At 68.6% G+C, this 18,293-nt stretch carries 18 protein-coding genes; 3 read left to right on the forward strand and 15 right to left on the reverse strand.

Features of this window, described 5'->3' with window-relative positions; all coding sequences use genetic code 11:
• The first annotated feature begins 70 nt into the window (after window positions 1-70).
• Window positions 71-1,309, forward strand: coding sequence for a DUF349 domain-containing protein (locus ncot_RS10040; protein WP_168617490.1), 1,239 nt, complete (start codon window positions 71-73; stop codon window positions 1,307-1,309).
• Between the two features lie 13 nt (window positions 1,310-1,322).
• Here ncot_RS10040 and ncot_RS10045 read toward each other — a convergent pair whose 3' ends face one another.
• From ncot_RS10045 to ncot_RS10115, 15 genes are all read right to left on the reverse strand, one after another.
• Window positions 1,323-2,018, reverse strand: a complete 696-nt coding sequence (locus ncot_RS10045) for a hypothetical protein (protein WP_168617491.1) — start codon at window positions 2,016-2,018, stop codon at window positions 1,323-1,325.
• Window positions 2,005-3,789, reverse strand: a complete 1,785-nt coding sequence (locus ncot_RS10050) for a M91 family zinc metallopeptidase (RefSeq protein WP_168617492.1) — start codon at window positions 3,787-3,789, stop codon at window positions 2,005-2,007. Before ncot_RS10050 ends, ncot_RS10045 begins: the two co-directional genes overlap by 14 nt.
• A gap of 1 nt (window position 3,790) precedes the next feature.
• Window positions 3,791-4,267, reverse strand: coding sequence for a hypothetical protein (locus tag ncot_RS10055; RefSeq protein ID WP_168617493.1), 477 nt, complete (start codon window positions 4,265-4,267; stop codon window positions 3,791-3,793).
• Window positions 4,268-4,306: 39 nt separating this feature from the next.
• Window positions 4,307-4,948 carry a DUF998 domain-containing protein gene (locus tag ncot_RS10060; RefSeq protein WP_168617494.1) on the reverse strand — a complete coding sequence of 214 codons (642 nt, stop codon included), beginning with the start codon at window positions 4,946-4,948 and terminating at the stop codon, window positions 4,307-4,309.
• A complete protein-coding gene (locus tag ncot_RS10065; protein WP_168619284.1) occupies window positions 4,945-7,176 on the reverse strand; it encodes a bifunctional (p)ppGpp synthetase/guanosine-3',5'-bis(diphosphate) 3'-pyrophosphohydrolase in 2,232 nt (743 codons plus the stop codon). The genes ncot_RS10060 and ncot_RS10065 overlap by 4 nt, the downstream gene beginning before the upstream one ends.
• A 138-nt stretch (window positions 7,177-7,314) precedes the next feature.
• A complete protein-coding gene (locus ncot_RS10070) occupies window positions 7,315-8,748 on the reverse strand; it encodes a glyceraldehyde-3-phosphate dehydrogenase (protein ID WP_168617495.1) in 1,434 nt (477 codons plus the stop codon).
• Window positions 8,749-8,781: 33 nt separating this feature from the next.
• The gene (locus tag ncot_RS10075; protein WP_168619285.1) at window positions 8,782-9,300 is read right to left on the reverse strand and encodes an adenine phosphoribosyltransferase; all 519 of its coding nucleotides are present in this window, start codon (window positions 9,298-9,300) and stop codon (window positions 8,782-8,784) included.
• 39 nt (window positions 9,301-9,339) lie between these two features.
• Complete coding sequence (gene yajC, locus ncot_RS10080) at window positions 9,340-9,681, reverse strand: preprotein translocase subunit YajC (RefSeq protein WP_240937851.1); 342 nt, start codon at window positions 9,679-9,681, stop codon at window positions 9,340-9,342.
• Between the two features lie 189 nt (window positions 9,682-9,870).
• Entirely contained in the window at window positions 9,871-11,019 is a 1,149-nt protein-coding gene (ruvB, locus tag ncot_RS10085) for a Holliday junction branch migration DNA helicase RuvB (protein ID WP_168617496.1), read from the reverse strand.
• 2 nt (window positions 11,020-11,021) lie between these two features.
• On the reverse strand, window positions 11,022-11,627 hold the full coding sequence (gene ruvA / locus ncot_RS10090; protein WP_168617497.1) for a Holliday junction branch migration protein RuvA: 606 nt from the start codon (window positions 11,625-11,627) through the stop codon (window positions 11,022-11,024).
• Between the two features lie 46 nt (window positions 11,628-11,673).
• On the reverse strand, window positions 11,674-12,198 hold the full coding sequence (gene ruvC / locus ncot_RS10095; protein ID WP_168617498.1) for a crossover junction endodeoxyribonuclease RuvC: 525 nt from the start codon (window positions 12,196-12,198) through the stop codon (window positions 11,674-11,676).
• Window positions 12,199-12,290: 92 nt separating this feature from the next.
• The gene (locus ncot_RS10100) at window positions 12,291-13,394 is read right to left on the reverse strand and encodes a hypothetical protein (RefSeq protein ID WP_168617499.1); all 1,104 of its coding nucleotides are present in this window, start codon (window positions 13,392-13,394) and stop codon (window positions 12,291-12,293) included.
• Between the two features lie 3 nt (window positions 13,395-13,397).
• Window positions 13,398-14,186, reverse strand: coding sequence for a YebC/PmpR family DNA-binding transcriptional regulator (locus ncot_RS10105; RefSeq protein ID WP_168617500.1), 789 nt, complete (start codon window positions 14,184-14,186; stop codon window positions 13,398-13,400).
• Window positions 14,187-14,232: 46 nt separating this feature from the next.
• Entirely contained in the window at window positions 14,233-14,844 is a 612-nt protein-coding gene (gene pdxT, locus ncot_RS10110) for a pyridoxal 5'-phosphate synthase glutaminase subunit PdxT (RefSeq protein ID WP_168617501.1), read from the reverse strand.
• A 30-nt stretch (window positions 14,845-14,874) separates the two neighbouring features.
• Entirely contained in the window at window positions 14,875-16,737 is a 1,863-nt protein-coding gene (locus tag ncot_RS10115) for a chloride channel protein (protein WP_206064923.1), read from the reverse strand.
• A gap of 81 nt (window positions 16,738-16,818) precedes the next feature.
• On the opposite strand from ncot_RS10115, the gene ncot_RS10120 reads away from it, so the two are divergent.
• Both ncot_RS10120 and ncot_RS10125 read left to right on the forward strand, forming a co-directional pair.
• The gene (locus ncot_RS10120) at window positions 16,819-17,235 is read left to right on the forward strand and encodes a MarR family winged helix-turn-helix transcriptional regulator (protein WP_206064924.1); all 417 of its coding nucleotides are present in this window, start codon (window positions 16,819-16,821) and stop codon (window positions 17,233-17,235) included.
• A gap of 37 nt (window positions 17,236-17,272) precedes the next feature.
• Window positions 17,273-18,292, forward strand: a complete 1,020-nt coding sequence (locus tag ncot_RS10125) for a nitronate monooxygenase (protein ID WP_168617502.1) — start codon at window positions 17,273-17,275, stop codon at window positions 18,290-18,292.
• Window position 18,293: the final 1 nt, after the last annotated feature.

Raw genomic sequence — 18,293 nt, forward strand, 5'->3', positions numbered from 1 at the left:
GAGAGCCTCGAGCGACTTTCGGAGGTCAGCCTACCGAGGACCACGCACCCTTTGACTACGATGGGCGACCATGAGCGCGCAGCAGGAGTCCCCATGGGGTCGGGTGGCCGACGACCGCACCGTCTATGTCCGCACGTCCGAGGGTGAAAGGGCGGTCGGGCAGTACCCCGAAGGCACGCCCGAGGAGGCCTTGAAGTTCTTCACTGATCGCTTCGACGCGCTCGCCTTCGAGGTCGAGCTGCTCGAGAAGCGGGTGCGCGGTGGTGCCCTGGCTCCCGACGAGGCGACGGAGTCGGTCAAGACCGTCCGCACGCAGGTCACCGACGCCCACGCGGTCGGGGACCTCGACGGCCTGGCGGCGCGACTGGACAGCCTCGCCCCGGTGATCGCCTCCCAGCGCGAGGCCCGCAAGGCGGAACGGGCACAGAAGGTCGCCGAGTCCAAGGAACGCAAGGAGGCCATCGTCGCCGAGGCCGAGAGGCTGGCCCAGTCCGACGACTGGCGCAACGGGGCGAACCGACTGCGTGACCTGCTCGGCGAGTGGAAGGCCCTGCCCCGTCTCGACCGTGGCAGCGACGACGCCCTGTGGCGCCGCTTCTCCACGGCCCGGACCGGCTACACCCGTCGCCGGAAGGCGCACTTCGCCCAGCAGCACGAGAAGCGGGACGGCGCCCGGGTGATCAAGGAGAAGCTGGCCGCCGAGGCCGAGGCCCTGGCCGGCTCCACCGAGTGGGGCCCGACCGCGGGAAAGTACCGCGACCTGATGCGCGACTGGAAGGCCGCCGGCCCGGCACCTCGTGAGGTCGACGAGGCGCTCTGGAAGCGCTTCCGCGGCGCCCAGGACGCGTTCTTCGGCGCGCGCGACGCGGCCAACGCCGAGCTCGACAAGGAGTTCGAGGCCAACGCGGTCGTCAAGGAGCAGCTTCTCGTCGAGGCCGAGGCACTGCTCCCGGTCACCGACGTCGAGGCCGCCAAGCGGGCCTTCCGGGACATCGCTGACCGGTGGGACGAGGCCGGCAAGGTTCCCCGCGACAAGATCAAGCCGCTGGAGGCTCGCATCCGCAAGGTCGAGCAGGCCATCCGGGGCGTCGAGGACGAGAAGTGGAAGCAGACCGATCCGGAGAAGTCGGCACGGGCCGACGACATGATCGGCAAGCTCCAGTCCGCGATCGACGAGACCACAGCCGACCTGGAGAAGGCGAAGGCAGCCGGCAACGACAAGCGGGTCAAGGAGCTCGAGGAGAGCCTGGCTTCGCGCCAGGCATTCCTCGACATGGCCCGCAGGGCCGCTGAGGACTTCTCCGGCTGAGCCGACTGACGACTCAGGGTTGGACCGGCTCCGAGCAGTAGAGATGCTGGGCCGCGTTCACGACGTTGCCGTGGCTGATCTCCCAGCCGTCCGCGACCCGGTGCAGCGCTGCAGCCGGCGGCAGCGGATGGGGCAGCACCCCGAGACAGAACCGGATCCGCTCCACCGGCTCCGGGAGGCTGACCTTCCCGTGACCGTAGTCACTCCCCCACGGCTGGTGGCGCTCCAGGGGGCGGGGCACGGTCAGTGACTCCTTGAGCCGTGCGCCCGGAGCCACGGTGCTGACTCCGACCGTGGGGGCGTGGCCCCACGCCATCTCGTCGGTGTCAGGAGTCGCGAAGACCCGCTTGCTCAGGTCGACTCCCCCGTCGGCCGTGCCCGTCGCGTAGACGAAGTTCGAGTCCTGGGCGACGCGACCGTACTCGTCGCCGCGCCCGACACGATTCGGCACGTGCACCTGCTCGGAGGAGTTGTTCGTGAGCACGTAGTCGATGCGGACGGTGTCGTCGTGGACCTCGATCCTGGCGGCGAGCTCGACACCGGCGATCGCCTCGGCCCCCTTCGGGTCGGCGGGCTCCCCGCCGTCCTCGATCCCGGCCGGACCGGAGTCGTCCGGTCCGCCGGACTCCCCGCAGCCGGTGACCAACAGACCCAGCAGCAGCGCACCCACCCCGGCGACGACCCGCCTCCAGCGATCAGTAGTGGTCACGGTGCGGTGCCCCCATCTCCTCGCGCAACCCGTTCTCGGTGAACTCGATCGGGTGGTCGGGGTCGATGACCTCGGGGGTGTCCGGGTCGTTGTCGTGGTCGATCGGCAGGCCGGCCGCCTGTCGTTCCAGCTCCTTGAACCCATGGTTCTGGGTGTCGTCGCCCTGGTACTCCTCCGGCTGGTTCGTGCCGTTCATGTAGCCGTAGACGTGGGCCATCTCGTGGTAGAGCACCACGGACGGCGGCCCGTCGTCGATCGTGTCCATGTCGGGACGGTAGTTGATGACGTTGCCCCCGAGAGCTCCGTCGTGCGCGGTGCTGTTGAACGGGTCGTCCGGATTGTTGTACTCCCGGATGGTCAGCCCTTCCCGGCCGATGCCGGCGAACCCGGAGTTCTCGTGGTTCTCGAGCAGGTTGGCCAGCATCATCTGGCCGCGCGGCGACGAGGCCAGCATCTCCAGGTCGGCGCGAACGCGAGCCTGGAACTCCGGCGATCCCTCGATCTTGATGAAGTCGGGCACGTCCTTGATCGTGATCGGGATGACCCGGGCCCCCTGGGAGGAGTCCTGCGACTCGTCGTACGACGTGTCGGTGCCGCTGCCGCCGTAGGTCGTGTCCTTGCCGCGACCGGCGTACGACACGTCGTCGCCGTCGCCTCCGTGGATCGTGTCGTCGTCGCGACCACCGGAGAGGATGTCGTCGCCGTCCCCGCCCTCGAGGGTGTCCTGACCGTGTCCGCCCTCGAGGTAGTCCTGCCCCTCGTTGCCGATCAGGCGGTCGTCGCTGACCTCTCCGTCCTCGGTGTCGTCGCCGCCGTAGATGGTGTCGTTGCCCTGGCCGCCCCGGAGCACGTCGTCCCCGCTCTGGCCGTCGACGTAGTCCCGGTCGGCGCCCGCGGAGATCCGGTCGGCGCCATCCCCACCGAAGAGTCGGTCGTGGCCGCTCAGGCCGACGACGGTGTCGTCGCCCGCACCACCCTTGTAGATGTCATCGCCCTCTCCGCCGACGAAGGTGATGCTGATCCGGCTGTCCGAGGGAAGCTCCACGGTGTCGTTGCCCTCGCCGGTGCGGATCACGATCTCCTGACCAGCCGGGATCCGGTAGACCTGTCCGTTGATCTCGACGATCTGGTCGCCGCGATGGGGATCGTCATGGATCTTGACGGTGTCGTCGCCGCTGCCGGTGTTGACGATCGTCGTGTCCCCGTCGGTGATGATGCCGGGTCGCTGCCCGGTCGCAGGGCTCTCGAAGTCGTCGTAGCGACCCTCGTCCACCCAGTTGCGGGCCAGCGTGTCGAAGTCGTCCTTCGCCTCGTTGAGCTGGGCGACGTCCTTGACCAGCACGGCGTCCAGCGTGTCCCGGATCTCCCGGGCCCGAGCGATCGCTGCGGTGACCTTCGCCTGCTCGTCGTCATCGGCAGGTCGGAACGTGACCACGGTTCCCCGGACCGCATGGGGGATTCCCGCGACGGTGGACCACGACTCATCGAGGTGGGCCTTGGCCGCCCGCAGCGAACCTCCCACCTTGTCGAGGCGGTCCTCCACCCCACCGGCCGCAGCAGCGGCCAGGTTGATGTCCTTCACCAGGAGTCGTCGGTGCTCGTCGTACGCGTCGGCGTCGTCGCCCTCCCACCCGGCACGGATCACCCTGCCGCTCGCGGAGGTGATGTCCTCGGCGGTCGTGGTGAGCTGCTGCTTGACGTCACCCCACCCGGTGGCCGCCGCTTCCAGCGTGCCCGGATCGGCTCCGAGGTTCCACATTCCCAGCGCCATCTCAGCTCCTCCTCGGGTGGTTGGCCGGGGTGGGCAGCTCGCTGGGTCCGGTCGGCTTCGGCTCAGGCTCAGGCTGCGGGTCGGGCCTGGGGTCGGGCTGGGGGTCGGGCTGGGGGTGCGGACCGTCCTCGGGGAACGGCTCGGGAGAAGGTCCGGGCGAAGGCTCGGGAGGCAGTGGGTACGACGACTCGGCGTTTCGCGCCGCTTCCTCGTCGGCCGACGACCAGGTGAAGGCACACCCGTAGATGTCGTCCATGTCCTGCTCCAGCACCCCACTGAGCCGCCCCATGAACAACGCGGCTGACTCCGTGACACCTGTGTGGGCGTTGAGCAGGCTGACGCCGGAGGAGGTGTTCCCCGCGGCCCCCGGTGGCACGGCGAACGTGGTCTGCTCCCGGGACCACGCGTCGGTCACGTCCTGTGCTGCGGACAGGCAGTCCGCGGCAAGGTCACACAGGTTCTCGGGAACCTTGGCCATGTCGTCACCTCCGAGGCGATGTCGACCGGGACCTTGCCCTCAGACCCGCGGTTCAAACCCGCGACGGGCGTCGCGCAGGCCGACCAGGCACACGAGCAGCAGCCAGGCCGCGATGCTCCCCAGCCAGAGCCGTTCCCAGATTCCTGCGGTCGGCCCGTTGTCGACGAAGACGCTCGCCGCCGTGGACGAGGCCAGCCACGCCACCACCGACGACAGCGCCACCCAACGCGTCGGGCCCCTCTCCCAGTAGGCGGAGGCGAGGGGCACGAGGAGACCGACCAGCATCATCCAGAGATAGGTGCTGCCGAAGACGGCATGCAGGGTGGTGCCCAGGTCCACCACGTGGTTGCCTCCCCTGCCACACCCTGCCTCGCCCTCCGGGCAGTGACCGCGGAAGACCAGCAGCCCGGCCATCAGGAACGCCCCTTGGCCCATCACTGCCCCGGCCAGCTTCGTCCGCCACCCGGTCAGCATCACTGCGGCCGCGCAGGCATGGCCGACGACGAACGCCGCGATGGCCGTCTCCCCGAGCCATCCCACCGAGGAACCTCTCCCGGCCAGGGCGGACACCATGTCGCGACGCACGGAGTAGTCGTCAGCGGCCAGCAGCACGGCGAGGGCGTCGCAGGCCCAGAAGCACAGGAACGAGGCCACTCCGACCAGCGCGAGGCGTCGACTCACTGGGTGATGCGGTAGGCGTCGAAGACGCCGGGCACCGAACGCACCGCGCGGAGCACCGAGTCGAGATGCATGGCGTCGGCCATCTCGAAGGAGAACTTGCTCTTGGCGACCCGGTCACGCGAGGTGACCAGGGAGGCGCTGAGGATGTTCACGTGGGCTTCGGAGAGGGCCATGGTGATGTCGGAGAGGAGGCGGGCTCGGTCGAGGGCCTCGACCTGGATGTTGACCAGGAACGTGGACTTCGTGGTCGGTTCCCAGACCACCTCGACGAGTCGTTCCGGTTGGGCGCGCAGGCTGGACGCGTTGGTGCAGTCGGCACGGTGCACCGACACCCCACCGCCCTTGGTCACGAACCCGAGGATCTCGTCGGGAGGCACCGGCGTGCAGCACTTGGCCAGCTTCACCCACAAGCCGTCGGCTCCCTTGACCGTGACGCCCGAGTCGCCCCCGTGGGTGAGCCGGCTGCGGCCGCGGCGGCCGGTGATGGTGACGCCCTCGGCGAGGTCCTCCGCAGCGCCCTGGTCGCCACCGTGCAGGTCGATCACCCGGCGTACGACGGTCTGGGCACCGAGGTTGCCCTCGCCGACCGCGGCGTAGAGGGCACTCACGTCGGCGAGCTTGAGCTGGTCGGCGACCAGCATCAGTGACTCGTGGGACAGCAACCGCTTGAGCGGCAGGCCTTCCTTGCGCATGAGCTTGGCGATCTGTTCCTTGCCCTGCTCGATGGCCTCCTCACGACGCTCCTTGGTGAACCAGTGGCGGATCTTCGACCGGGCCCGGGGCGAGCGGACGAACGTCAACCAGTCGCGTGAAGGACCGGCGTTGGGAGCCTTGGAGGTGAACACCTCGATCACGTCGCCGTTGTCGAGCGTGGACTCCAGGGGCACCAGGCGTCCGTTGACCCGTGCCCCGATGGTGTGGTGGCCCACCTCGGTGTGCACCGCGTAGGCGAAGTCGATCGGTGTGGCACCTGCCGGCAGGGCGATCACGTCACCGCGCGGGGTGAAGACGTAGACCTCGGTGCGGTTGATCTCGAACCGCAGGGACTCCAGGAACTCCCCCGGATCCTCCACGTCGTGCTGCCAGTCGAGCAGCTGGCGGACCCAGGACATGTCCTCGCCCTCGGCACTTCGGTCCGTGTCGACGCCGTTGCGGCCGTCCTCCTTGTACTTCCAGTGCGCCGCGACACCGTACTCGGCGCGACGGTGCATGGCGAAGGTGCGGATCTGGATCTCGACCGGCTTGCCCTGGGGACCGATCACCGTGGTGTGCAGGGACTGGTACATGTTGAACTTCGGCATGGCGACGTAGTCCTTGAACCGACCCAGCACCGGGTTCCACCGTGAGTGGATCACGCCCAGCACGCTGTAGCAGTCGCGGTCGTCGTCGACCAGCACCCGGATCCCGACCAGGTCGTAGATGTCGGAGAAGTCGCGGCCCCCGACGATCATCTTCTGGTAGATCGAGTAGTAGTGCTTCGGACGCCCGGTCACCCGAGCGTGCATCTTGGATTCCTTCAGGTCGATCTCGACGGCCTCGATGACCTCGCTGAGGAACTGGTCGCGTGAGGGCGCTCGTTCGGCGACCATGCGGACGATCTCGTCGTAGATCTTCGGGTGCAGGGTGGCGAACGCCAGGTCCTCGAGCTCCCACTTGATCGTGTTCATGCCCAGCCGGTGGGCCAGTGGCGCATAGATGTCGAGGGTCTCGCGAGCCTTGCGCTCCTGGGTCTCCTGCTTCACGTAGCGCAGGGTGCGCATGTTGTGCAGCCGGTCGGCGAGCTTGATCACCAGGACCCGGATGTCGCGGGACATCGCCACGATCATCTTGCGGATCGTCTCGGCCTGGGCGGAGTCGCCGTACTGCACCTTGTCGAGCTTGGTCACCCCGTCGACGAGCAGAGCCACCTCGTCCCCGAAGTCGGAGCGCAGCTGGTCGAGCGTGTAGGGAGTGTCCTCGACGGTGTCGTGGAGGAGTGCGGCCACCAGGGTCGGCTCGGTCATCCCGATGTCGGCCAGGATGGTGGTGACCGCCAGCGGGTGGGTGATGTAGGGATCACCGCTCTTGCGCATCTGGGTGCCGTGGAACTTCTCGGCCGTCACGTAGGCACGCTCGAGCAGGGCCAGGTCAGCCTTCGGGTGGTTCGCCTTCACCGACCGGAAGAGGGGCTCCAGCACCGGGTTGCCGACCGGTGGCCGGGACCCGATGCGCGCCAGCCGGGCACGCATTCCACGACCGGTCTGGGAGCCCGACGGCTCCGCGGCGCGCGCCTGCCCGGCGGGCCCGGCGTGCGTCTGCTCTTCCATTGGAACAGCATAGTGCCGTGGGTGCGAGCAGCTGCCCGCACCCACGGCACGTCGGTCGGTTCAGGCCTTGGGGAAGAGCGGGTACTGCACACCGGTGATGTGCTGGACCACGCGCACCACCTGGCAGCTGTAGCCGAACTCGTTGTCGTACCAGGCGTAGACCACTGCGTGCTTGCCGTGCACGATCGTGGCGTTCGCGTCGATGATGCAGGCCGCGCGCGACCCGACCAGGTCGGTGGAGACCAGGTCCGGCGAGGCGATGAAGTCGATCTGGCGCTTCATCGGCGAGTGCAGCGAGGTGGCGCGGAGGTACTCGGTGAGCTCGTCGCGAGTCGTCTCCTTCTCCAGCGTCAGGTTGAGGATCGCCATCGACACGTCCGGGGTGGGGACGCGGATGGAGGAGCCGGTGATGTGGCCGGTCAGCTCGGGCAAGGCCTTGGAGACGGCAGAGGCGGCACCGGTCTCGGTGAGCACCATGTTCAGCGGAGCGGAGCGGCCGCGACGGTCACCCTTGTGGTAGTTGTCGAGCAGGTTCTGGTCGTTGGTGAACGAGTGCACCGTCTCGACGTGGCCGTGCTCGACGCCGTACTCGTCGTTGAGGGCCTTCAGCGCCGGAACGATCGCGTTCGTGGTGCAGGAGGCGCACGAGAGGATGTTGTCGTCCTCACGCAGCGTCTCGTGGTTCACACCGTGGACGATGTTCTTCACGTCCCCCTTGCCCGGGGCGGTGAGGACGACCTTGGAGATGCCGGGGCGCAGGTGCTTCGACAGGCCTTCGCGGTCACGCCACTTGCCGGTGTTGTCGATCAGGACCGCGTTGTCGATGCCGTAGTCGGTGTAGTCGACCTCGGTCGGGTCGTTGGCGTAGATCACCTTGATGGTGTTGCCGTTGGCGCAGATCGTGTTGTTGTCGGCGTCGATGTGGATCGAACCGTTGAAGGCGCCGTGCACCGAGTCCCGGCGCAGCAGCGAGGCGCGCTTCTTGAGGTCGCCCTCACCACCCTTGCGGACCACGACGGCACGCAGCCGCAGGCCGTTGCCCGACCCGGCCTTCTCGACGAGCAGGCGGGCCACGAGGCGCCCGATGCGACCGAAGCCGTAGAGGACGACGTCGCGGGGACCTTCCTGGCTGATCTTGTTCTCACCCGTGGCCCCGGCGACCTCGCGCGCGGTGAACTCCTCGATCGAGAGCCCGTCGGGGTTCTCCGCGAAGGCGACGGCGATCTGGCCGATGTCGACGCGAGCCGGACCGAGGTCGAGCTCGGCCAGCGCCTGGAGGATGGGCATGGTGTCCTCGATGCGGAGCTCGCGCCCCTCGATCTGACGCACGGCGCGGTGCGTCTTGAGGATGCTGATCACCGACTTGTTCACCAGCGAGCGGCTGTGCACCAGGATCGTGACGTCACGCTCACGATAGAGCGTGCCGATGATCGGGATCATCGCCTCGGCCAACGCCTCGCGGCTCTTCCAGGATGCGAAGTGGTCAGAAGTCACAGCTGTTCCTCGGTCTTTCTCGGGTGAGCGGGTTCAGACCTGTCCGAGCGTGACCAGCGGCAGGTCGCCGATGGTCGCGCGTCCGGGCAGGAAGGTCAGTTCCATGAGTACGGCGACTGCGTGCGGCACGCCGCCACACTCCTCGACCAGCTCACGGGTTGCGGCAACGGTTCCGCCGGTTGCCAGCACGTCATCGATCAGCAGCACACGCTCGCCGGGCGCGATCGCATCGGTGTGGATCTCGAGGGTGGCCTCGCCGTACTCGAGGGCGTAGGACACCGCGTGGGTGTCGCAGGGCAGCTTGCCGGCCTTGCGGACCGGGACGAAGCCGGTGCCCAGGGCCAGCGCCACGGGAGCCGCGAGGATGAACCCGCGCGCCTCCATGCCGACCACCTTGTCGACGACCACGTTGCCGTCGGCATCACGACCGGCTGCGGCCAAGGCTTCCACCACGGCAGTGAAACCGTCGTGGTCGGACAACAGCGGAGTGATGTCCTTGAAGACGACTCCCGGCTTCGGGTAGTCGGGCACGTCCCGGATCAGCCGCTCCATGGCCGAGGCCACGGCATCGGCGTCGATCTGGGGCAACGCCTACTTCTCCTGCTCGCGGGTCTCCGGTGCATCCTGGTCGGTGGTCTCGGGAAGATCGGCGTCCTCCAGCTCGACGCGCCCCGCAGCAGGGACCACGCCGGCCACGGCGCCGCGCGCCATCATCACGACGAGACCGTTGGCGATCTCGATGCCGAGCTTGTCATCCTCCAGCCGGGCAACGGTGCCGAAGATGCCGCTGTTGGTGATGATCTCGTCACCCACCTGCAGCTCCTGCTGGACCTGGCGCATCTCCTTCTGGCGACGCGACGCGGGGCGGATCACCAGCAACCAGAAGATCAGGAAGATGGCGATGATGGGGAGCAAGGACAGCAGGTCCTTCAAGGGGATCCGACCTCTCGAAAAAGCGGGCAAAGAGACTCAATCGAGGCGAAGTCTAACCGGCTTTCACCCTGCAACCTGAATCGCGACGTACCGGCGGTCGCACCGCAGGTGCCCCGCACCTTCGGTGTGGAAGCTCCGGCGTCAGGTGCCGGAGGATCCACACGAACGTGTCGCCGTGCTGCTGGCCACTCAGTCCTCGAAGAGGGTGGCTTCACCGACGTCGGGGGCGGGCGGGGTGAGGCCGAGGTGCTCCCACGCGGCTCGGGTGGCGATCCGGCCCCGCGGCGTCCGGGCCAGGAGGCCCAGGCGCACCAGGAACGGCTCGGCGACCTCTTCGACGGTCTCGCGCTCCTCACCGACGGCGACGGCCAGCGTGGACAGGCCCACCGGTCCCCCTCCGAAGCGGCGGCAGAGCACGTCGATGACGCCACGGTCGAGGCGATCGAGCCCGGACTGGTCGACCTCGTAGAGGTCGAGCGCCTTGTGCGCGACGTCGAGGCTGACCACTCCGTCCGCACGCACCTGGGCATAGTCGCGCACCCGGCGCAGGAGGCGGTTCGCGATGCGCGGCGTGCCCCGGGAGCGGCCGGCGATCTCGGCCGACCCATCGTCCGTGAGGGGTACGTCGAGCAGTCCCGCGCTGCGATGCACGATCTGGTCGAGGTCCTCGGGCTCATAGAACTCGAGGTGGGCGGTGAATCCGAACCGGTCGCGCAGCGGGCCCGGGAGCAGCCCGGCGCGAGTGGTGGCGCCGACCAGGGTGAACGGCGGAATCTCGAGTGGGATGGCGGTGGCGCCCGGCCCCTTGCCGATGATGACGTCGACGCGGAAGTCCTCCATCGCCATGTAGAGCATCTCCTCGGCGGCTCGCGACATGCGGTGGATCTCGTCGACGAAGAGCACGTCGCCCTCGTTGAGGCCGGAGATGATCGCGACCAGGTCACCGGCGTGGGTGATCGCCGGACCACTGGTCAGCCGCAGCTGAGCGCCCATCTCCCCGGCGATGATCATCGCCAGGGTGGTCTTGCCGAGCCCTGGAGGCCCCGAGAGCAGCACGTGGTCGGGCGCACTCCCCCGGGCCTTGGCCGCGTCGAGCACGAGACCGAGCTGCTCGCGGACCCGCTGCTGGCCGATGACCTCGGCGAGCGACTTGGGGCGCAGGGCCGCTTCGATCGCGCGCTCGTCTCCGGCCGCGTCCGCGGAGGTGAGCCGGGAGATCTCGGCCTCTTCGGCCGCGCTGAACTGGTCAGGACCGGTCGCGTCGGAGGTGAACTGCTCGCGGTGCTGATTGGTGCCGGGCAGGCCGGAACCCGAGCGGTCAGGGCTGGACGGAGCCATGCTCAGGCCTTCCGCAGCGTCTGGAGGGCGCGTCGCAGCATGGCGCCGACCTCCGGATTGTCGCCGGCCTCGGGCTCGATCACGTCGAGCGCCTTGTCGGCCTCCTTCGTCGACCAGCCGAGTCCGACCAGCCCCTCGTGCACCTGCTCGCGCCAACCGCCCGCGTTGGCCGTGATGCCGGTACGCGTGCCCTGGGCCTTGCCGGTGGGTGCACCGATGCGGTCCTTGAGCTCGAGGATGATGCGCTGGGCGCCCTTCTGACCGATGCCGGGCACCTTGGTCAGCGTCTTGACGTCCTCGCCGGCAACCGCGGAGCGCAGGTCATCGGGAGCGAGAACGGCGAGGGCCGCCTGGGCCAGCTTCGGGCCGACCCCACTGGCGGTCTGCAGCAGCTCGAAGCAGGCCTTCTCGTCGTCGTCGAGGAAACCGAAGAGGGTCAGCGAGTCCTCGCGCACGACCATACTGGTGGGCAGGATCGCCTCTTCACCATCGCGAAGGGTGGCCAGCGTCCCCGGCGTACACATCAACTCGAGGCCCACTCCCCCGACCTCGACGACGGCACTGTTGAGGGTGACCCCGGCGACGGTGCCCCTGACGAATGCGATCACTGCTGGCTCCTCGTGGTGAATCTGGTCTGCGTGCGAATGGTGGTGTTCACGGGCGGCCGACCTTGGCCTTGGCCACCGCCGCGTCGATGCGCGACTGGGCTCCTCCGCGCCAGATGTGGGTGATCGCCAGCGCGAGGGCATCGGCGGCATCGGCGGGCTTGGGTGGCTTCTCGAGGCGCAGGATGCGGGTCACCATCGCGGTGACCTGGGCCTTGTCGGCCCTGCCGCTGCCGGAGACCGCGGCCTTGACCTCACTTGGTGTGTGCAGCGCGACGGGGATCCCGCGGCGGGCGGCGCAGACCATCGCGATGCCGCTGGCCTGGGCGGTGCCCATCACGGTCGAGACGTCGGACCGGGCGAAGACCCGCTCGACGGCGACCGCATCGGGACGGTATTCGTCGAGCCAGGCGTCGACGCCCTTCTCGATCGTGACCAGTCGGGTCGGGATCGGCTCGGTCGACGATGTGCGCAGGACGTTGACGTCGACCATCGTCAGGGCTCGACCGATCTCGCCCTCGACCACGCCCATGCCACAGCGGGTCAGGCCGGGGTCGATGCCGAGCACGCGCATGGCCAGTCCTTCAGTCGTCCGAACACCTGTTCGGAAACAACGTAGCAACGTCGACCGCCAGGACCGGGCACGACACCCCGGACCACGCCGGTTCAGCCAGTCACACGATCCGGAGAGATCTGCTCCCAGGTCTCCGCGCCGTCGCGCGAACGGAAGAGGTTGACGTCGTCGCTGTAGAAGACCGCGTTCCGGCCGACAGCACGGAACTCGCCGCCGCTGGGGGCCGTGCGCATCGGCAACTCCTTGCTGGTCCCGTCCTCCCGGACCAGAACCAGGGTGCTCAGGTTGCGCTCGACGACCACAGAGCCCGACTGTCCGACCGGGAAGACGCCACTGATCGTCCCGTACTTGAAGTCAGGGCCACGCTTCCACGTCTTCCCACCGTCGGTGCTCGCTTCACTCCACGAAGCCTTGCCGTACCGCTCACACGAGCTGACCAGGACCTCCACGGAGGCATGCTCAACCATGCACTGTTCGGACATTCGATCACTGGAGACCGTCTGCCAACTGCCGCCGGCGTCGGTGCTGAGGAGCACACTCTCGCCCCGCGGGGTGACCACCGTGAGCGCCAGCCCGGCTTGCGAGCTGCGCAGCTCGTCAATTCCGCGACCCACGCCATCGGGAGTGATCTCCTCCCAAGCCACCTGGCCCACGGCAGTGCGCCAGACGCGACCCCGACCGTCGACCATGACGAACCAGTTCTTGTGCACACCGAACCCGAACGCCTTGGCGTCGTGGTCTCCTTTCGGTGCCGGCAGATGGGCCCAGGTGCGGCCGCCATCCGTCGTGCGCATCAGGCCGCTGGTCTCCCACTGGAACAGGCCGTGCTTCCCATCGGCGGACATCGCCAGCGATTCATGGTCGACAGGCGTGTAGCCGTAGCCGTCGTCCTGACCGCGCTTCACTTCCGCGAAGGTGTGCACCCGCCGCCAACCGGCGTCGCCCTGCTTCTTCCACAGCGCGGCGCAGAACTTGCAGGACTTGGTCGCGGTCGTGACGGCCCACACCACGTTCGGACCTGTCGCCGACCAGGTCAGCACCTTGCCGAACGGGCTGTCGGCCAGTTTGTCGACCGACTCGGGGCGAACTGTCGTCGCACCGGACTCGGGCTTCCCCTTGGAGTCGCCCGCACTGTCACAGGCAGCGAAGAGCCCCAGCGCAAGCAAGAGCGACACGAGGCCTCGCAGCCAGGACATCGGTCAGTTCTCGTTGTCGGCTTCGATCTCGGCCATCACGTCTTCGGGGACGTCGACGTTGGAGAACACGTTCTGCACGTCGTCGAGGTCCTCGAGCGCGTCGACCAGCTTGAACACCTTGAGTGCGGCTTCCTTGTCGACCGGGATGTCCATGCTTGCCACGAACTCGACATCGGCGGAGTCGTAGTCGACGCCGGCCTCCTGGAGCGCCGTACGCACTGCGACGACGTCGGCGGACTCGGAGAGCACCTGCCAGGACTCGCCCAGGTCGTTGACGTCGTCGGCGCCGGCATCGAGGGTCGCCTCGAGGACATCGTCCTCGCCGACCTCCTTGGTGGCACCGTCCGTCTCCTGGGACTTGGCCACGACCACGACGCCCTTGCGGTCGAAGAGCCGCGAGACCGAGCCCGGGTCGGCGAGGGTGCCGCCGTTACGGGTCACGACGGTGCGCACCTCCATCGCGGCACGGTTGCGGTTGTCAGTCAGACACTCGACGAGGATGGCGACCCCCTGGGGTCCGTAGACCTCGTACATGATCGTCTCGTAGTCGACACCGCCAGCTTCGAGACCGCCACCGCGCTTGACCGCCGAGTCGATGTTCTTGTTGGGGACCGACTGCTTCTTGGCCTTCTGGATCGCGTCGAAGAGGGTCGGGTTGCCGGACGGGTCGGGGCCGCCCATCTTCGCCGCGATCTCGATGTTCTTGATCATCTTGGCGAAGAGCTTGCCGCGCTTGGCGTCAACCACGGCCTTCTTGTGCTTGGTGGTCGCCCATTTGGAGTGTCCGGACATGCGCTCCCTCTTCTGGTGTGCTGGACCCGGCGACCGGCGCCGGGTCCTACGACGTCGTGATGAGGTTCACGAAGTAGCGATGGATGCGGTCGTCGTCTCCGACCTCGGGGTGGAAGGACGTGGCCATCACGTTTCCCTCGCGAACGGCGACAACCCTACCCGCAGCCGCTCCCCCTTCGACGCAGGCAAGCACCTCGACGGCCTCGCCGGTGCGCTCCACCCATGGGGCGCGGATGAAGACGGCGTGCACCTTCTCGTCGAATCCGTCGAACTCCAGCTCACCCTCGAAGGAGTCGACCTGACGGCCGAAGGCATTGCGGCGGACCGTGATGTCGAGCCCGCCCAGGGTCTCCTGGTCGGCCGTTCCGTCCTCGACGCGGTCGGCCAGCATGATCATCCCGGCGCAGGTGCCGAAGGTGGGCATGCCGTCGGCGATGCGCTGCTGGATCGGCTCGAAGAGATCGAAGGTGCGGGCCAGCTTGAACATCGTGGTCGACTCACCACCGGGGATGATGAACGCGTCGCAGGCCTCGAGCTCCTCCGGACGGCGTACGCCGATGGCGTTGGTGCCGAGGTCGGTCAGGATGCGCAGGTGCTCGCGTACGTCGCCCTGCAGTGCGAAGACGCCAACGGTCGGGCTTGTGGACGAGAAGGGCATGGCCGAATCGTAGGACCAGCACCGCGGCACTCAGTCGCGACTCCCCCAGGTGGAACCCCTGCCCCGCCACTGCGGGCGGATCACCCGCAGCCGCAGCACCCGCTGTGCCTCACGTGCCTCCTGCAGGTCTCGCAGTCGGCCGGCGAGCAGCTGGGTCAGGGAGACCATGCCCACCAGACGGGTCTCGTCCTCCCGGGCAACGACCGGCATCCGGTCCACGTCGGCGGCCGCCATCTGGGTGGCGATGACTCGCAACGTCTCGTCGGGGTGGGTGACCACCGGCGACGAGTTCTTCAGGTCGGACACCGTCAGGTGGCCCAGGCCGTCGTGCTCGGCAGTCTCGAGGCTGGTGCGGGTGACCACCCCGAGCAGGTACTCGTCGGCGCCCACGACGGGGTAGAGCAGCTGCCGGCGTGCTGCGACGTGGCTCGGGTCCACCCCGGTGATGGCGGCCAACGCATCGCGGGCGGGCAGGTCGTCCTCGAAGGTCACCACGTCGTCGGACATCACCTCGCTGACGAACAGGATCTCCAGGGGGTCCACGTCGTACTCACGCGACAGGTGGTAGCCCCGTCGGGCGATCTTCTCGGTGAGCACGGAACGCCGCAGCAGGAGCACCGACACGGCGAACGCAGCGGATGCCCCGATCAACAGCGGGAGCACGACGTCGAACCGTCCGGTGAGCTCGATGGCGAAGACGACGCCGGTCAGGGGTGAGCGCATGACTCCCCCGATCACTCCGGCGAGGGCGACCAGGGCCCAGAAGCCCGGGCCGACGTCGGGGAACACCTGTGCCTCCAGGGCACCCAACGCACCGCCGATCATGAAGATCGGGGCGAGCACGCCGCCTGAGGTCCCGGAACCCAACGACAGCGACCAGATCAGCGTCTTCACGACCAGGATCCCGATCACCAGGTCCAGGCCGATGGTGCCCTGCAGCTCGGCGGCGATCACGTCGTAGCCGACGCCGAGGGCGCGGGGCTCGATGAGGCCACCGATCCCGATCACCAGGCCACCGATGGCCGGCCACCACATCCAGTGGATGGGGAGCTTGTGGAAGCCGTCCTCGGCCGCGTAGACGAGCCAGGTGGCGATCACGGCGAGCAGGCCGGAGACCACGCCTGAGACGACGCACAGGGTTGCAGCCAGGGTGGAGACCTCGAAGTGCGAGGTGACGGGGAACAGCGGCCCTTCCCCGAGGATCGGGTGGCGCACCAGCGTGGCGACCGCGACCGAGGTCGCGACCGGGATGAAGCTGCGTGGTCGCCACTCGAAGAGCAGCAGCTCGACCGCCAGCACGATGGCGGCCAGGGGCGAGTTGAAGGTCGCTGCCATGCCGCCGGCTGCTCCGGCGACCAGCAGGGTCTTGCGCTCGTCCGCGGTCAGCTTGAGCAGCTGGGCCAGCAGGGAGCCGACCGCACCACCCGTCATGATGATCGGCCCCTCGGCACCGAAGGGGCCACCGCTGCCGATCGAGACCGCTGCGGAGACCGGCTTGAGCACGGCGACCCGCGGTTGGACCTTGCTGCCACCGAGCAGGATCGCCTCGATCGCCTCGGGCATGCCGTGGCCGCGGATCTTCTCGGAGCCGAACCGTGCCATGAGACCGATCACCAGGCCTCCGGCGACCGGGGCGCAGAGCAGCAACCACCACGGATGGTCGCCACCGCCCGGGGCGACCAGGGCGGTGTCCCAGCGTTGGTGGAACACGGCATTGGTGATCAAGCCGATGAGCTTGAGCAGCAGCCACGAGACCAGCGCCGCGAGGGCACCGACAGGAATGGCGAGCAGCGCGATCAGCAGGATTCGCGGGGAGGCACTGAAGTCACCCAGGTGGCCGACGTCGCGGGGCGCGCCACGTGTTCCGGGCGCCGTGAGCGGGACGTTCGACAAGGGTGCCTCCTGCTGAACATGTCGTATTACGAGGTATTAGGCTAACGGTGGCGAGCAGTTCCGGACGAATGGAGCCACCACGTGAGCAGACCTGCCCCCGGGCCGCCGGTGCGCGAGCACGAGTACCAGCGGCTCCTCGCCATCCGGACCCGGCTGCGCGCCTTCGAGCGGTGGAGCGCCGACCGCGCTGCCGAGCACGGACTGACCGGTAGCCAGCACCAGTTGTTGCTCGCCGTGCGCGGCCACCCCGACACCGACGGGCCGACCGTGCGCCAGGTCTCCGAGTACCTGTTCATCCGTCCGAACACCGCCGTCGAGCTGGTCAACCGCGTGGTCGCCCTCGACCTGCTCGCCCGGCACGGCGATCCGGCCGATCACCGGGCAGTGCGGCTGCGCCTCACCCCCGAGGGCGAACGCCGGATCCGGGATCTGTCCGCCGACCACCTCGAGGAGCTCTCCCGGTTGGCACCCCTGCTGGAGGACCTGGGCGCGACCTGACCTCCCGTGCTCCGACCGGTCCCCTAGTGTCGAAGCCATGAACATCTGGAACCGGCCGCTGCCGATCATGTCCGCGCCGATGGCCGGAGCGACCACGCCCGAGCTGGCGGCCGCCGTGTCGAACGCCGGTGGCCTCGGCTTCCTGGCCGCCGGTTACCTGTCCGTGCCCGCCATGGCCGCGGAGGTGGCGGCGTACCAAGGGCTGACGGACGCGCCGGTGGCGATCAACCTGTTCACCCCGCAGACCGACCGCTCGATGGAGCTCGGCTCACGCCTCGATGCCTATCGTGCAGGCTTGGTCCCGACCGCCGCGAAGTACGGCGTCGAGCCCGGCGACCCCGCCTTCGACGACGACACCTTCGACCACAAGGTCGCGTGGCTGCTGGAGCACCCCGTCCATGCCGTGACGTTCACGTTCGGGCCGGTGCCGCCCCGGACCGTCATCGCATTGCAAGAGGTCGGCACGTCGGTGGGGTTCACCGTGACCTCCGCCCACGAGGCACAGCAGGCCGTCGCCCTCGGCGCCGACTTCGTGGTGGCCCAGGGAAGCGAGGCCGGTGGACACCGCGGGACGTGGAACGTCTCGGACGTGCCCAACGAGCTGGGTGCTGCTGCTCTCACCACCGCCGCGGTCGCCGCGAGCGGGCTCCCCGTCGTCGCCGCCGGTGGCGTGTCAGGACCCGAGGACGTGGCCACCCTGTTGGCCGCCGGCGCGGTCGCCGTCTCCGTCGGGACACTGTTCCTGGCCTGTCAGGAGAGCAAGGCCCCCGCCGCCCACAAGCAGGCGTTGACCTCCCGCGAGTTCAGCGAGTCGGTGGTGACCCGCGCGTTCTCGGGCCGTTCCGCCCGGGCGCTGGTCAACGACTTCGTCCGGGAGCACGACGGCGAGGCGCCCTCGGCGTACCCGAACGTGCACCACATGACCAAGCCGATCCGCACGGCGGCCGCGGCTGCAGGTGATCCGCAGGCGATGGCCCTCTGGGCGGGAGCCGGACATGACGCAGCGAGCGACAGTGATGTGGGAGAGCTGGTGAACAGGCTCGCCCCACCGGAGTGAT

Origin of the sequence: Nocardioides sp. JQ2195, assembly GCF_012272695.1 — a bacterium.
Taxonomy (GTDB): domain Bacteria; phylum Actinomycetota; class Actinomycetes; order Propionibacteriales; family Nocardioidaceae; genus Nocardioides.

Bases quoted from the DNA above. Each gene is read 5' to 3' on its own strand.
- ncot_RS10040 (WP_168617490.1), top strand. From the start codon at position 71: ATGAGCGCGCAGCAGGAGTCCCCATGGGGTCGGGTGGCCGACGACCGC.
- ncot_RS10050 (WP_168617492.1), bottom strand. From the start codon at position 3,789: ATGGCGCTGGGAATGTGGAACCTCGGAGCCGATCCGGGCACGCTGGAA.
- ncot_RS10055 (WP_168617493.1), bottom strand. From the start codon at position 4,267: ATGGCCAAGGTTCCCGAGAACCTGTGTGACCTTGCCGCGGACTGCCTG.
- ncot_RS10065 (WP_168619284.1), bottom strand. From the start codon at position 7,176: ATGCGTGCCCGGCTGGCGCGCATCGGGTCCCGGCCACCGGTCGGCAAC.
- ncot_RS10075 (WP_168619285.1), bottom strand. From the start codon at position 9,300: ATGGAGCGGCTGATCCGGGACGTGCCCGACTACCCGAAGCCGGGAGTC.
- ruvB (WP_168617496.1), bottom strand. From the start codon at position 11,019: ATGGCTCCGTCCAGCCCTGACCGCTCGGGTTCCGGCCTGCCCGGCACC.
- ruvC (WP_168617498.1), bottom strand. From the start codon at position 12,198: ATGCGCGTGCTCGGCATCGACCCCGGCCTGACCCGCTGTGGCATGGGC.
- ncot_RS10100 (WP_168617499.1), bottom strand. From the start codon at position 13,394: ATGTCCTGGCTGCGAGGCCTCGTGTCGCTCTTGCTTGCGCTGGGGCTC.
- ncot_RS10105 (WP_168617500.1), bottom strand. From the start codon at position 14,186: ATGTCCGGACACTCCAAATGGGCGACCACCAAGCACAAGAAGGCCGTG.
- pdxT (WP_168617501.1), bottom strand. From the start codon at position 14,844: ATGCCCTTCTCGTCCACAAGCCCGACCGTTGGCGTCTTCGCACTGCAG.
- ncot_RS10125 (WP_168617502.1), top strand. From the start codon at position 17,273: ATGAACATCTGGAACCGGCCGCTGCCGATCATGTCCGCGCCGATGGCC.